Here is a 14989-nt window from a genome sequence, read left to right as displayed (position 1 = left end):
ACATGCAATTCCGCTAATAGTCAAGTCAATAAAGCCAAATATTGGGTTGGGGCGTTAACAGATCGTTGAGGTTCCAGCTGCCGCTGGCTAAAATCAGATCGTGCTCTTCTGAGCCCAGATTAACAATCCCAAGGTCAGTTTGAACAGGTCGGTTACAGGCTCAAAGATAAAAATAGTTCGCTCCCTTTTCCGGATTAATCGCTTTGAGCATACGTCCGCAATTTTCGCAAGGTTTATCGGTTAATTGTGGCATTGTAAGAAAGGATTAAGAGCCGGGACCAATGCCCGGCTCAGGTGTAAGATCAGTGTACTTTGTTACAAATCGGGCAAAGCAACCGGGCTTTTTTGCGATTCTTCAACTGTCGTTCCAGGTGCTTGTCCCCTGGCCACTGGCGAACAATTTCGTAGCGAATACCCCGTTCGTTGGCTGCCGCTAAAAACCGGCTTCCCCGGTTGTGCCGGTGGTGATGCATCCGCCCTTCGACGTTCGCTGCCCACCCAATGTAGTGCTGCGAGTGGTGCATTTTTTCGCTGAGGTGGATGAGGTACACCGTACCAGACAGGGTTGGATTCTGAGACTGATTCATGGCTTTCTTCTTTGATTACAGAAGAAAGATAACAAAATGTACTTTATAAAACAAGTATAATGCTCTATAATACAGACACTTAGTCAAGAATAAATAGCCTTTTTTCGCCCGCTGCTGGGTCTGATTCGGGTCGGTAATTCTCCCCTACCTTGATGCCTGCCTGCTCCAGCAAAATGATGGCCTGCACTGGGAGAGCGAAAACACCATCATAATCGGTCAATTTCCGATTTTCCCACCAGATGCCAATATGTTCGACATCTTCCTGTTTTGTTCCGATGTTATAGACCCATTCAATAACTCCCTTTCCGGCGTCGTAGATTGCTCCGTTGATGGCAAACAACTCCATTTCCGATTTGGCATTTTCGCTGATCTGGCTTGTGAAGCCTGAACTGTGTTCATAATTGATTGGCGATTCAAAGGCGAACGTATGCCCAGTCGATTTTACACTAATTGCTATTTCCATCACTTACCCAGTTATAAATGAATAAAATCCCGGCCTCGTGACCAATAACGCACTGCTTAGGCGGTTCCCGCAGCGCCTGCTGCACTACCTCCCGACTGGTTGGCAGGGTTATCCCCCCAACTGAGGTAAAGAAGTGATGCGACGCTTCAACTAACGTGGCTAGTTCCTGCGCGTTTACAATCGTTCTCATACTTTTTCTCTTTGATTACGATGTAAACCTATAAAAATGTACTTAAATAGTCAAGTGTTATATTATGTAATTTAAGTACGTTTCTATCCCTGACATAAAAAAACAGGAATTAATTAGTTCCTGTCTCTAGTATAGAGATACACTGACCTCATTTACGATTTAGCTTTCTTTGATTTTGTCCAGGCGATGTAACCCTTTATAATCTCTTTACACTCATCAGCGGTTAACTTAGCGGCTTCCTCTTCGGTTCTATTCCGTACGGTCGCTTTTGTCGTTCCATCCGTAACATAAATACCAAACTGACCTTTCCGAACTTCGTACTTCTTTCCCACCTTAGCGATAAATCCGGCTTCGTTAAGGGCTTTCGCGACCTGCTTCTGGGCCATTGCCTGGTGGAGATGGTCAACTGTCACCTGATCAGGTTCTACGTGCTGTAGGTTATAGAATTGACCATCGTATGAAATGTAGGTACCGAATTTGGATTTACCTGAGCGGATCGGTTTTGCATCCAGCTCACCTACTAACCGGCTGGCTCCTTCTCGGGGTGCCGCATCCACTGCGGTCTGATCGGCCTTATCTATTTGCTGACGGTGGCTGGTATCGAACGAACCAACAACATCCAGAAACTTACGTTTACCCGCCACGATCTCGTCTAATTGCTCCTCGACATTCGCGGTAAATTTATAATCAACCATCGTGTCGAAATGCTTTTCCAGAAATTCTGTGATCGAATTACCGATGGAGGTTGGTACCAGCTTGGCTTTATCTCCACCCAGTGAGACAGACTCGCTGCTTTGACGCAGGCCCTGGGCCGCTTGCCAGGTCAGTACCAAGGCTTGCACCTTTCGACCGGGGACCGTAGCGGTTTCAACGTACTGACGGTTGGTAATATTAGTCAGGATACTGGCGTACGTGCTGGGCCTGCCGATACCCTGATTCTCCAGATCCTTGACGAGCGTCGCTTCGTCGTACCGCCGGGGAGGCATCGCATAAATTTGTTTTACCCGGAGCAGTTCATGACTTAGCGATTCTCCTTTTTTAATTGCCGTCGTCAGGGTTTCTTCTTTTTCACCCTCTTCCTCTTCACTTTCCTGATAGACCCGTAAAAAGCCATCGAACTCCAGGACACTGGCTTTCGCCTGGTAGATGTCAGAAGGATCGCGTTCGGCAATGGTAACGGTGGTTTGCTGATACCGGGCTGGGGTCATCTGGCTGGCTAGTGCGCGGGTATAAATCAACCGGTATAACTTCTGCTGATCGTCGTCGTCACCGACTGACGGATTTTCGAAATGGGTCGGGCGAATCGCTTCGTGTGCTTCCTGAGCGGACTCTTTGGATTTGAACCGACGGGCCTGAAAATACTCAGACCCAATATTGGGTTCTACGTGCGCTTTTATGGCCTCTACAGCCTCTTCGCTCAGGTTTGGGCTATCAGTACGCATGTAGGTGATATGACCGCCCTCAAAGAGTTTCTGAGCCACGTCCATTACCTTCTTGGCGTTCCACCTGAATTTCTTGATACCGTCTTGTTGCAGCGTTGAGGTTGTAAAGGGAGCGGGGGGCGTTTTCTCCGTTGGCTTAGTCTGCACGTCTGTCACGGTAAAGGCTTTTGTGCCGGCACTCCTCAGATAACTCCGCGCGGCCGACTCATCGATGAACAATTGCTGACGAGTTGCTTTGATGATCTCACCAGCTGCGGTTCTGAATTCCCCGCTTCCCCGGTAGGTGAATTTTTCGGCAAATTCCTGGATGGTTCGTTCCCGCTCGACGACTAATCGCAGGGCGACCGACTGAACACGTCCGGCGGAGAGTTTACCACCAATTTTTTTCCAGAGCATCGGCGATACTTCATAGCCTACCAGTCGATCAATCGCCCGGCGCGCTTCCTGAGCGGCAATTAGCTTTAGGTCCAGTCCCCGCACAGCCTGTAGAGCGGCCTGTAATGCTTTCTGGGTTATCTCCTGAAAGGTTACCCGTTGAGCCTGCTGTAAAGGAATATTTAATACCTGGGACAAATGGTAGGCGATGGCCTCCCCTTCTCGGTCCGGATCGGTGGCCAGCAACACATTTTCCCGGCCAATTTGATTGACCAGATATTGTAGTCGTTTGACAACATCCTGTTTTTCGTCGTACACTTGGTAGTCCATCTTGTACCCGGCCTGGCGGTTTATGCCTAACTCTTTAGTGGGCAAATCGCGGATATGGCCAACACTGGCCGCTACTTCATACTCTGATCCCAGCAGAGATTTCAGCTTCTTAATTTTATTGGGTGATTCGACTATCAGTAGTTTCATAACTAATCATAAGTTAGGGAGAGAAACAATTAAATCTAAGATTATGTGTTTTTATAAACAAGTATAAATCTCTATTTATCAAATACAATACAATTTATTTTTAGCCCTTCTATAAAGTTTGTTCGTTCGTTTTACTTGGTTCGTGACGCTGCCGGTTAGCCTGCGTTTTGAAGTTGTCCGTATACGTCTTTTCTAAGCCCGATGAGGTTACCCGTATTTCACCTAATACGTTTGGGCGTAGCTGATTTGGATCTGCTTTCAGTACCTGTAGTTCTGTACCAATGGGCAGTAATTTTTTAGTTAGGTCTTTCTCGATGAATTGACGGGCATCCTCCTCCGTCGAAAAACGGTTTACTATTTGCCCCTTGGCTGGATTGATAAGCAGAACTGGCCGTTTGACCTGACGTAATTGTTCCACTTTCAGATCTTCATTGAAATCCTTTCCCCTGGGCCGCACGATGGCTACCGAGCGCGAGAATTGACCTTGCTGGATGAGTTGGTTATTTACCGTGTTCAGCAGTGCCGTGTTGAGCGGAATTTCAAGGGTAGGCACTTTCGTATCCGTTCGCCAATGAAACATATTTTTTTTCAGGTCTTCGCTTAAATCGCTCGACGCCTGAGGCATGTAGGTTTGTATAGCCCGGCTATGGTCCTCAATCAATTTTGTAAAGCCTTGCTGTAAGGCGGGTGAGGGAACCTGTAGGGAAACGTATCCCTGCTGGCTGGCCTGGGTTAGTGACAAATTATCTTTCGACATCGCGGTTAAGGCGGTTAGTGCATACCGTGCCCCTTTATCATCATTATCAAAGCCAAACACCAGCTGCGTTGACTTATCCATGAATTTCTCTAGCGTCGTCAGGTTATCCAGGGACAAGCTTCCACCGATGGACGCGTACCGGCTGTCAGCCTGGGGATGCAGGCCCGTACTGATCTCCATCTGTCGAAACGATAAGAGGTCAATGGCGCTTTCTCCGACGACAAGCCGCTGGGTGGGTAGTTCATTGGCATTGGAAATCCAAACGCCGTGGCTACGATCTGATCCGGCTGCGTGACTTTTAAAGGTAGCAGTTCTTAGTTCCAACCCATTTATAGCCTCTCCATCGCCGGGAATGTATGGAAAGGCAATATTTTCAAGTACCCGTTCGCCATTAGGTGACTGCTCATTACCGGCCAGTGAAACGGGTTTGCCTTCGTTGAAATAAATTCGCTGAGTGGCTACTGTTCCCGAAAACTGGGGCAAGTTGAGTAAATCAGGCAGGATGTAACGTTCTTGGGTCAGGTAGTTCTCAGCGGAGAGTTGGCTAAGCTTATAATGCTCCAGGGAGAATTCTTTTTCAGTAGCGGCTTCCCGAAAACTCTGGTGGATGAAGTCTTCCAACTTTTTCACCGATTGTTTCCGCTCTGGAACAATGCCCAGATAGTCTTTCAGGACATCGTTGATGCATTGGGCTGGGGTACGATTCGGGTTATTGAATTGACTGAAACAACTCGTTAAACGATTTGAGACAAAATTGATCAAAGTACCGCGATCAGCGTAGGAACCAGTTTGGAAATAAACTTGATTTGCCGGATCATTGGGATTCTTCACGACGATGTGGTCATCGAAGCTAGGATTGTAAAGAACAGGCATCGTTTTCCCTTTTTTGGGTTGCCATTCGTACCCTGAATGCAAGGCCAGTTCGATGATGGATATTTGGCTGCGGTAATCCTGAAAACTGGGTTGGTTGTAGGTAGGCATTGTAATAACCTGTTAATAGATTGACAACTATGAAACGTTTGATTCTTTTCTTATCCCTTACGCTACTGTGGAGTTGCGAAAAAGGCGGAGGAGACGTTACACCGGCATTCGATCCGGCTTTAGTCGCTGGCAGCTGGAAACTTCAGGCCCTGACAATCGATCCCGGCACTACCGGTGTCTGGGGTACTAATGTCACGGATCTACTGGCTGCTTACCGGCAACAAATCGGAGATGCCTGTATCAATGATTTTCGCATGAACCTAACCAGCAACGGTAAAATATCCAGGACGACTTCTGAAACCTGTGACTCCCGCACGTTAGAACTGTTCGGGTTTGCTGAAAAAGGAACCTGGAAAGCTTCAGGATCAAACCTAAGTGTATTGTCGCCTTATGAATCGGGTGACTACCACAATGTGACGGTTGATCAGACGACGATGGTCTGGCACCGTCACATTGACTTGATTGATAGCGAAGACAAAAAAACGCACGAAGCAACCCTGACCTGGATTCGGCAGTAAATAACGGTATTCCGATTAGACACCAAGACCCTGATCCTTCTGGGTCTTTTTGTTTTTAGCCTGGCTCTTATTTTTACCCAGCTCTTTTTTAGTGGCTGGTTCACCGGTTTTTGCTACTTCCGGATCGATACCCTTATTTTTTGACTCTTCTCTCTGTTTTTTCTGCGCGGGTAGCTGGACCTTGGTCGTTGCGCTGCCGACGGATGTGCCTTGCAGCTGGTCCGACGCACGGTTCATCTCCTTCGCTGTTTTTACATCGATGGTTTGTTTGATCGCTTCGGAAGGGGGCGAAAAGCTGAGGCTCCGCCTGCCAGCGGATACCTGTACATCAGCATCGAATTTTTGGCCATTCTCACCCGTCATACCGGATAACCGTATGGGGTTTCCTTGCTGTAGGGATTCCTGCTGTTCTTTTGACAGGGTAATCCCTTTGATCTGGATCGGGATATGTACCCTATCTGCGCGCCAAATGGTCAGCGAGTTTGTTTCCTGATCGACACCGACGTACGCCTTGTATTTCTTTCCTGTAATTCGGTCATCCAACTCGACCTGTTTGCCTAACTCACCTTTTTGCTTGAGTAGGTCTTTATCCTCCTGACTAAACGAGTACCCCCATTTCTGATCGGGCACTTGCAGCGTCTGCTTAACCGATTGAAAAAAAGGTTTTACTTCATCTCCTTGACTGACCAAATAAATCTTACCCCGTAAGGCCGTTTCCTGACCATTATATTCTGATTTAAAGTCAATGACACCGGTTTTCTCACCCTTTAATAAGCGGTCCAAATTGCCTGTTTCGGCTAGCATTTCACGCGTGAGACCCATCTTTTCCATTGAAGCTTCGACATCCTGCCATTGGAAACGTGTTTTCTTTCCCATGTCTATTTCTGGATTATCTTCCAGGTTGTACGCCTTCTTGAAATTGTGAAGAAAGTTCGCAATGAGTCCGCCGTTTACAATTTCGAGACTTCTGTCCCGTTCCCGTTGTTTGGATTGTTCATCCTCTCCTTGCTTGCGTTCGGCATCAGGAATGGCTTGTATGGTCTCTACCTGGTAGAATTTATCAGCCTGGATGCGTTCTAAGGCTGGGTCCTGAATGATTTGGTGAAGCTCCCAGAGGTAGTCCGTCAGCTTCTCTTGTAAGCCCTTATTATCGGTAGGCAGATTTAACGTCGAAAGCTTTTCGGATAGCTCTTCTTTTACTAATCGACCATCTCGTAAGGCAGCACTGATTTCGTCATTACTTAAGAATCCGTCGTTTCCCAGGTATTGCCTTAATTCCTGATATTCTTCGGGTAAAAGCAGTTCATAGAACTGTTCTTTGAGTTGCTCGGATTCGGAGGCCACCTCGCTTACGGCTTTAATTCTTAAGCTTGGCGACTGTTTCGGGCTGTTTCGTTTTGCCATAAGGATTGTTGGTCATGATTCAGTTTTACGGGTCTAAATATCGTTTGAGAAGGCTAATTTCTATAGTATATACTAGAATACAATAGCATCCAAGAAAAATTTTTATTATTTTTGTCAATGCGCTTCTCGAAACAGTTACTCAAAATTTCTACGTTCTTGATTGGGTCTCCAACCGCTTTTGCCCAGGGCGTTTTTACGTCTCCTGCCCAGCTTTCACCCTATTCGCAGCAGGTATCAACGGATACAATACGGCCAAATACCGGGCATTCGTTTCCGATTACCTATTTAGATAAGACTGGTTCTTCACCAGACCTAGTAAGCCCCGCTAAACCGGCTCCTTCTTTTCCAGTACTTGATCCCATTAAGGATAGTTTGCAATTTTTACGGTACATAGACAGCTTGGCGACACGGCGGGTAGCGGCAATCAGAAGTCAGGATTTAGTCAAAAGAAAGGTGGGGGGTAATCCCTTAACGGATCGAGATCGGTCCTTAAACCGGTTACGGGATGTCCCTTCTATATTACCCTTCCATGTGGCTGCCGACAAAGCAACTGGGCTGGTAAAAACCCGAATGAGTTCCAAATTTGGAATGCGCCAACATCCGGTTTTAGGTAGTCTTGCATCGCATACGGGTATTGATTTACCTGCACCATTGGGAACTCCGGTGTATGCTACAGCGGATGGTTTTTGCCGACAAATTATTAATCAACCAGAAGGCATTGGATTAGCCATTTACCTAACTCACGGCCGAGGTCATCAAACGCTTTACGGCCATCTGCTATCGACCTGGATTAAACCCGGTGATTTTGTTTACCGGGGCCAGGTCATTGGGCGGGTGGGGGCTTCGGGCATGACTACGGGCCCCCACCTGCACTACGGCGTTCGTTACAATGGGCAGGTTGTTGATCCCCTACCCTACTGTTTTCTCCTCTCTAAGCCCATTAAACCAGTGGCTACCCTAACACGTAAGTAACTCTATTTACCGGTTTCATCGGTTTTGTCGATCCCATCCAGCGTTTCCAGAAAACCTTTTAGTAGTCTAAGTTTCTGTTCATCGGCTTTATCTTCACCGGCAAAGATGTCAAAAGCTAAATTGGGTTCACTGAGCAACCAAGCCGGATTTATTTTTCGTTGGTTAACGTAGTAATCCACTATTTGGAGTAACCGGTTACTACTTATCTCCATCGATGTTTCAGCCCGGTGGAGCATGGGTTGTTTAATACCGATGGCGCTGGCTGCCTCAGCCTGAGTTAAGCCCAGTACAATCCGGGCTTCTCGTAATCGGTTACTTAAACGTTCCTGCATTACTGTCGAGCCAATTCCGTTTCAAATTATTTGCTAAATAATCAAATTGGCTTGACATATTCTGCATTAGTCCTCTTCGGATTCCTGGTATTGAGTAACTAGGTGCTGATAGTTCGGATCATTGTTCAGGCGATTCAATTCCGACTCCACTAATTTTTTGATTTCTTTTTTAACCTGTTTAAAGTTATCAGCTACAAGCTTATTGAGTTCTTCATCTGAGTATTTAGCCATTTCTGGCCGTTCCGGAATAGGGGTTAGATTATTTAGCTGGTCAACCATAACCGGTTCAACTACCAGTTCGCCATTGAAGGTTTTTAGCTTTACTTTTTGATCAAAGTTATCGGCTACGCTGCCGACAAACGATCCTTGGGAAAGGGATGAGATTTTAGATTCGGGGATCAACGGTTCCATCCGTTCGGACAGACTTATATTCGTATCCCGTTCGTTGATTGATACAGACCGGCTTTGCTGCCGTATCTTTCCAAATCGACTCGACAGGTCTTTAGCCGTCTCTCCTAATACCTGACCTGAGAATATATTTCCAATAATTGTCCAGATGGCTGCGGCCTCTTTGTCACCATACATTTTTTTAATTTGTGTGTAATCCTGTATACCCAGACAGGTGGATATCTTGTTACTACGAGCCGTAGCGATAAGGTTATCCAAGCCCATCAGATAGATAGTGGGTAATTCATCGACAATGATTGAGCATTTTAGCTGGCCTTCTTTATTGATCAGTTTCACCATTCGGGAGTTAATTAATCCTATGATGATCCCTTGGGTATCCTTTCGTTCCTGATTGTTTCCTAAACATAGAATCTTAGGCTCCTTGGGATTATTGATATCTAAGCTAAAATCATTTCCTGTCAGAACCCAGTATAAGGCTGGGCTGGCCACGCGGCCGAGTGCGATCAACGCCGACGAAATCTGTCCTTCCAGCTGGTTGTTAGCGCCTTTCAATAAAGCAGAGGCAAAAGGGCTTAATAGTAATTCAATGTCTTCCTCTGATTGAAGGATTGGAAACAATTGTTCCTTAACCGTTGCAATCATCTCAATAACGTGTGGTAATGTGCAATAGAACCGACCATCGTGTTCAACCCCTTTTTCCTTGGCTTCCTGTAGCATTCGGTCGTCGTAGCGCTTCAGGTACCAGATAACAGAAGTGAGAAAGTTAATGGCTGAATCAGCAAAGTAATCACCACTCTTGCCGATCCAGTCCCGGTTGATATTATACATGATGATTTTGGCGGCTTCCAGGGCGTCCTGAATATCGGTCATTTTAGTGGGTAGCAATGGATTGATCCGTAGCGATTCACGCGGTTTATCAAAGTTGACATTGCAAAACATGGGCGTAGCCCCCAGCTCACCCGTCTTTTTATTTTTGTTTAACTCTGGGTACTTATCCTTATTTTTTAGATAATAGGTGTACGCAATTTTGGTAAGCGTCGGGTATTTTATGTCATAAACCATCATCGAAAACCCTTTCTCAATATGTTGCCGGATAAAATTATTAAGAACGGCATAGGACTTCCCTGAACCCGGTGTACCAACAATCATCGTAGCCCGGAATGGGTTTGTTATGTTTACCCAGCCTTGACGCTGTTTCTTGCCATAGATATAGTTGATCTGAATATTGACTGAATTCTCATTTTCCAGTTTTTCTTCCTGGTGCATGAATTGTTCGTTTTCCTCGTTGTAGGGGTCATCCCTTAAGTTGAAACCAAGTATTCGACTAGCCAGACTTACTGCACTTAGCAATAAAATGAAACCTGCAATTGTCGAGGCGATATAAAGCCCATTCCGGATGTCCACTGGAACAGCCGACATCCGTAAGAGAAAAAAGTTTCCCAGGAACAGTAATAGCCCTGGAATGGCATTTGACCACACGGTCACCCAGGTTGTTGTCAAATCCTTTTTCGGTTTGTTAGCCCAGCCGTAAACCCGCAGAAGTAGTAGGCATATCAGCTTGGTATAAATCGTGCTATCAAAAATGTGAATGTGCCGATTGATCTTTAGCAGGAAATTGTTGATGATACTCCATGTATAGCCACGCGACTCCAGACTATCAAAACAGAAGAAGTATACGTGTACCATTAGGATAACGAAACTAACGGTAAGTACCCCTTTGTGTACCCAATCATTTTGCTGTTGTTCATTTTGATTACTCATGACCGTGTGTTTAATTGATTGATAATTAAATACCTAACCTACTTTTTACTTCGAAAAAATCAAATTATCTTCCTCCTGACTGTAGCTACATCCATAACCCAAAAAGTGGCTAATAGCCACGTTGGTCCCCAAAAAAAAGGGGTTCGTCCCCCGTTGTTGTTACTTCGTCCTCATAAAAGAAATCTTTTTTTTTTAACTTTGTATACACATTTTCAGAATGAGTCTTCCCTATAGAGACCTAGCCTGGTAGTCAATCTTACAGTTCGCGGCCTTTGCTACGTTTTTTTATTCCCTTTCCTACATGCTTAAACTTACCCGTTTGTTCGTAGCCTAGTACATCAGCTGCCCGGATGTCTATTAATTGGGCATTGATCGCGTACTCGTTCAAGTAGGTGTTAGGATCAATTTTAGCCTCCAGATCGGTTTGTTTAATCCAGCCTTTTCCTTGTAGACTCCGCTTTTCTAATACGCCGAGGAGTTCTTCATTGGAGAATTTTGCTAACGCTGGATCACGCTGATGAATCTGTTTACGCAAGAAGGTAAGATCGCTTGACTTCCCATTTGTTTCTTTTGCCTGGTCGATCAATAACGCCAGAGCGACCATGTATCGACCGGCTTCGGTAGAAAGGCCCTTGTGCCAGTGTTCTAGGTTGAGGTGAGGCATCTGCTTCTCAAACACGTATCCAGCAGATACGGCCGACTGAGTTGGGGCTGCGTTATACCTAATGGTACAAACAGCTTCGTTACCCATCTTACTCGTAGCTAGTTGTTGAGGATCAATCATAATGCCTCGCTGATAGTAATAGCGGACTTGATCTACGCCTAATACAGGCCCATCTTTTTGTAGACGGGTTATGTAGTTGGCATTTAGTTGCGCATGAATGACATTCATCCGTTCTGGCTTTAGGATGCGTTCCAGATGCTCCGCTCGAACATCGTAATAGCTTTCTTTAAAGGGCTTTTTCGATTCACTAAGCAGCATGACTGTTCGCTCACCGCGTGAGTAAATTTTAGGCATTTTCAACTCAGGACCGTCATCGGTTTGGATTCTATCGTAATGCGCAGGCCCGATCTGATAAGCTAAATGGCGATTGCTGGGGCTAGTAATCCAGCCATCAACCGAAACATCTACACTAAGTGCCGAAAAGAATTCCCGCTTATTTTGAGCACTGCCCTGAATCTCACTGGCAATCTTGGTATAGGTATCCATCGTGCGGATAAAGGCGAACTGCTCCTTCTTGATGATTTCTGGCAGTTGTGCGCGTTTATATTCTTCGAAACGGCGTACAGCCTCACTAATTTCTACATCGCTTAATTTCTTTCGCGTAATAACGTGAAGCCGGGCTTGCATAGCTGCCGTTGGGAAGTTCTCAATCAGAGCGCTATCATAATAGATATGCTGCTCTTTCTTATAAGCCCTTAACTCCTCTGACAGTATGGTGGCAAGCGCTTTGTACTGCTCGTAGGTCAGCAGGTTTGGCTGGCTTTGCTCCTGCTTCTGAGCTTGTCCTTTTTGTTGCTGCTGGCCAGGGCTACCAAACTGCTTTTCGATCTCCTTCCAGGTCGCCCAGGTTCCGATTTCACTAGCTTTGATACGAGGAGTTGCCGCTTTACCCGCTTCGTCGGTGAACTGGTAACTGATACCCCGAACAGGTTTCCCATTCAGCGTACTTTGGTGCAGGACCGTATGAACATGCTGCTTTTTCAACAAAGTACGGTATTCGTCAATATTGTCGAATGCACCCTGTTGAAATGTCTGGCGTAAGATGGCCTCCAGCTGATCTTTCTTTTCAAAACCTCCCATTTTTTGGGGCTGCGTCGACTGGACTTCCTGAGCGTGCTCCGGTGTCACAGGTTGGCTCTGTTCAGCCGTTTTTTCCTTACCACGACCCTGCGCTTTGATAAGGCCGAATCGTAGTTCAAGCTTCTGACGCACGGCATTTGTCCGGCGTTTGATAAAGGAATCGTTGATTTTTTCGCCCGATTCGTTTACGCAGGTGGTTACAATGTGAATGTGCGGGTGGGCCGTATCATGGTGGCGATAGACCATATACGGCTGATTCTGATAGCCCATTTCGGCCATGAACTGGTGAGCCATCGCCTTGAATTTCTCATCACTTACCTGCTCGGTTGGATGCAAACTGAGCGAGAAATGAAGTGTAGGCTTCTTAACATTCGAGTTCTTTTTAGCTTGATTTTCCAGAACATTGGTGGCATAATTACGGCTTCTTTCAGCTAACTCGTTGTTGGCAAAGCCGGTTGCACTCAGGACATGGGCCTGCTTTTGAACAACTTTCTGTTCATTATAGCGTAGTGCCCCGCCGATTTGTGCCCCAACTGTCAGCCGAATAACCATCCTATTTTTTAAAAATTTCTTCGGTTTGTGCCTTTACTAAGCTATCTATCTGTGTGATTATTGGCCCTATTTTATCGATAATGACCTTACTTGTCTGCACTTCGTAATAAAGTTTTCCGGTATGTTCGATGCTGTTGATTCGTTTAGCGATCTGGTTATAATTCGTATCCAGATGCTTGAGGTGCTGCCGGATGTTATGTAAGGTCTGGGTTAGCTCAACAACCTGGTCTTTCTGAATGTCTCCTATGGCTACCGTTAGCTTCGGTGTGTTTCGGTTTAAAATAATCTCCCGCAGGTAGTCAGCTATCCGCCCTACCCGACCACTTTGCCATAAGCTAAAATCTCGTTGGATAGCCAAATGATCCTTCTCATTAACCCGCGTCACTAGCCGGTAGGCGAGTACCTCTTCGCCCGAAAGATTCGGGCGTCCGCCTGGATTTAGCTGTTTATTTTCCGCTTCGTTTTCCATTACCACCCGTAGTTCAGACTGCGTAGCAAAGAAGAGGCCCCCGCTGGGCAAGATGCTGCCCGTAGTCGCGTTAGCGCAAGGGCAGGTTTTGCGGCACGCAAAACACATCTTGCTCTTTGTTGCGAACAAAGCTACTCCGAAAAACGAGACGCCAACTAAACCAACAAGATTTTTTATGATGGTAATGAGGGGAGGAATAATATTATGTAACAATGTGAAAATGTAACATTATTACATTGTTACATAATAAAGCATCTACTTTCGCTCACCAACCGTTTCGACAAACACGGCAGAACTGTCAAAAATGTACATTTCTTACATTGTAAGAAATGTACATTTTTACATAATGAGCACTCTTCAAATGACTGACTTAGAAGTGTAGTTTGTCTGTAAAAATGTAATAATGTAATAATGTAACATTATTACATCTATCGGCTATGTATAGCTCGACTGCATAACGCTACATTTTCACAATGTGTACTTTTTACATTGTAAGAAGCTTACAATGTCTACTTCTCACAATGTAACATTATTACAATGTATTATATCAACATTGTAATAATGTTACATTGTACTTTTTTTACATTTTTACATTTACACAAAGTATTTTCTTTACAATGCTTGTTTTATACATTGTAAGTTTTATACATTTAGACATTATTGCATTGTATTGATCCTACATTGTGATAATGTGCTTACTTTACAATGTAAGAATGCATTAACCTTACATTGTAAAAATGTAACAAGTCAACATTTTAACATTTTATAATGGCAAAGTTCATCTCGTTTTGTTCCCAGAAAGGTGGGGTTGGCAAGACCAGCATTACAACTCACGTCGCTACGTACTTTTATCAGGTCGAGCGTGTACCTGTCGCTATTTTCGATTGTGACTTTCCTCAACACAGCTTACAATCGATTCGTACATCTGAAATTGCACGGTTGAAATCAGATGAGGGCTTTTTTAGAAAGGCCGAAAAATTAGGGCAGATGCCTTATCCCATCTATGCTGATTCAGTGGCTAATGCCCTACCCAAGCTGGATGCATATGCCATTAAGAATGAACTTGTGCTGGTTGATTTACCAGGTACCCTGAACGTTGAGGGAATGCCTGCCATGATTCAACGGTTGGATGCTGCAGTACTACTCTTGGAGGCTGATCCTCTGTCGTTTGAATCGACCATGCACACAGTGCTGGCAATGGCGAAGTTTTCCAATAAAAACGGTGGGATGGTTCCAACCTATTTGCTTTGGAACAAGTTTGACAGCCGCGAACGGAAGGACCGATATTCCGGCTTGGAGCAAGCAGCCCTTAACTATTTAGATGGCTTAAACGCTTCGCGTAAAACGCCAATGAATGTGCATTTTATGGAGCATCGTATTCCTGACACAGTTGCTATTAAGGACACACGATCAACCCTGTTCCCTAATGCAGTCATTAAACCTTTAATTCAGGAATTGAATAAATTATTTGCTTCTAATTCACCTACTGTATAATTT

General features: G+C 45.3%; 13 protein-coding genes. 3 read left to right on the top strand and 10 right to left on the bottom strand.

What is annotated here, in order from left to right:
- Positions 1 to 302: 302 nt before the first annotated feature.
- The 5 genes from CWM47_RS27875 to CWM47_RS27855 all read right to left on the bottom strand — a co-directional run bounded on the left by CWM47_RS27875 (position 303) and on the right by CWM47_RS27855 (position 5272).
- On the bottom strand, positions 303 to 587 hold the full coding sequence (locus CWM47_RS27875; RefSeq protein WP_100991894.1) for an endonuclease: 285 nt from the start codon (positions 585 to 587) through the stop codon (positions 303 to 305).
- Between the two features lie 79 nt (positions 588 to 666).
- Positions 667 to 1050, bottom strand: a complete 384-nt coding sequence (locus CWM47_RS27870) for a hypothetical protein (RefSeq protein WP_100991893.1) — start codon at positions 1048 to 1050, stop codon at positions 667 to 669.
- Positions 1034 to 1240 (bottom strand): hypothetical protein, encoded by a 207-nt coding sequence (locus CWM47_RS27865; RefSeq protein ID WP_100991892.1) that lies wholly within the window; start codon positions 1238 to 1240, stop codon positions 1034 to 1036. The genes CWM47_RS27870 and CWM47_RS27865 overlap by 17 nt, the downstream gene beginning before the upstream one ends.
- A gap of 152 nt (positions 1241 to 1392) precedes the next feature.
- Positions 1393 to 3534 carry a type I DNA topoisomerase gene (gene topA, locus CWM47_RS27860; RefSeq protein ID WP_100991891.1) on the bottom strand — a complete coding sequence of 714 codons (2142 nt, stop codon included), beginning with the start codon at positions 3532 to 3534 and terminating at the stop codon, positions 1393 to 1395.
- 109 nt (positions 3535 to 3643) lie between these two features.
- Positions 3644 to 5272, bottom strand: coding sequence for a toprim domain-containing protein (locus CWM47_RS27855; protein ID WP_100991890.1), 1629 nt, complete (start codon positions 5270 to 5272; stop codon positions 3644 to 3646).
- Positions 5273 to 5301: 29 nt separating this feature from the next.
- On the opposite strand from CWM47_RS27855, the gene CWM47_RS27850 reads away from it, so the two are divergent.
- Positions 5302 to 5790, top strand: a complete 489-nt coding sequence (locus CWM47_RS27850) for a lipocalin family protein (protein ID WP_100991889.1) — start codon at positions 5302 to 5304, stop codon at positions 5788 to 5790.
- A gap of 15 nt (positions 5791 to 5805) precedes the next feature.
- Here the strand turns inward: CWM47_RS27850 and CWM47_RS27845 are convergent, their stop codons facing one another.
- The gene (locus tag CWM47_RS27845) at positions 5806 to 7194 is read right to left on the bottom strand and encodes a DUF3945 domain-containing protein (protein ID WP_100991888.1); all 1389 of its coding nucleotides are present in this window, start codon (positions 7192 to 7194) and stop codon (positions 5806 to 5808) included.
- A gap of 117 nt (positions 7195 to 7311) precedes the next feature.
- Here CWM47_RS27845 and CWM47_RS27840 point away from each other — a divergent pair, with 117 nt between their 5' ends.
- Positions 7312 to 8166, top strand: a complete 855-nt coding sequence (locus tag CWM47_RS27840) for a M23 family metallopeptidase (RefSeq protein WP_100991887.1) — start codon at positions 7312 to 7314, stop codon at positions 8164 to 8166.
- 2 nt (positions 8167 to 8168) lie between these two features.
- Here CWM47_RS27840 and CWM47_RS27835 read toward each other — a convergent pair whose 3' ends face one another.
- The 4 genes from CWM47_RS27835 to CWM47_RS27820 all read right to left on the bottom strand — a co-directional run bounded on the left by CWM47_RS27835 (position 8169) and on the right by CWM47_RS27820 (position 13492).
- On the bottom strand, positions 8169 to 8498 hold the full coding sequence (locus tag CWM47_RS27835) for a helix-turn-helix domain-containing protein (protein WP_100991886.1): 330 nt from the start codon (positions 8496 to 8498) through the stop codon (positions 8169 to 8171).
- Positions 8499 to 8564: 66 nt separating this feature from the next.
- A complete protein-coding gene (locus CWM47_RS27830; protein WP_100991885.1) occupies positions 8565 to 10667 on the bottom strand; it encodes a YWFCY domain-containing protein in 2103 nt (700 codons plus the stop codon).
- A 256-nt stretch (positions 10668 to 10923) separates the two neighbouring features.
- Positions 10924 to 13023: a relaxase/mobilization nuclease domain-containing protein gene (locus CWM47_RS27825; protein ID WP_100991884.1), complete on the bottom strand. Its 2100-nt coding sequence runs from the start codon at positions 13021 to 13023 to the stop codon at positions 10924 to 10926.
- A 1-nt stretch (position 13024) separates the two neighbouring features.
- Entirely contained in the window at positions 13025 to 13492 is a 468-nt protein-coding gene (locus CWM47_RS27820) for a hypothetical protein (RefSeq protein ID WP_157816070.1), read from the bottom strand.
- 768 nt (positions 13493 to 14260) lie between these two features.
- Between CWM47_RS27820 and CWM47_RS27815 the strand changes: the two genes are divergently transcribed.
- On the top strand, positions 14261 to 14986 hold the full coding sequence (locus CWM47_RS27815) for a ParA family protein (protein ID WP_100991882.1): 726 nt from the start codon (positions 14261 to 14263) through the stop codon (positions 14984 to 14986).
- Positions 14987 to 14989: the final 3 nt, after the last annotated feature.

It is taken from the genome of Spirosoma pollinicola (assembly GCF_002831565.1).
GTDB lineage: Bacteria > Bacteroidota > Bacteroidia > Cytophagales > Spirosomataceae > Spirosoma > Spirosoma pollinicola.
This window is presented reverse-complemented; position numbering and strand designations above follow the sequence as displayed.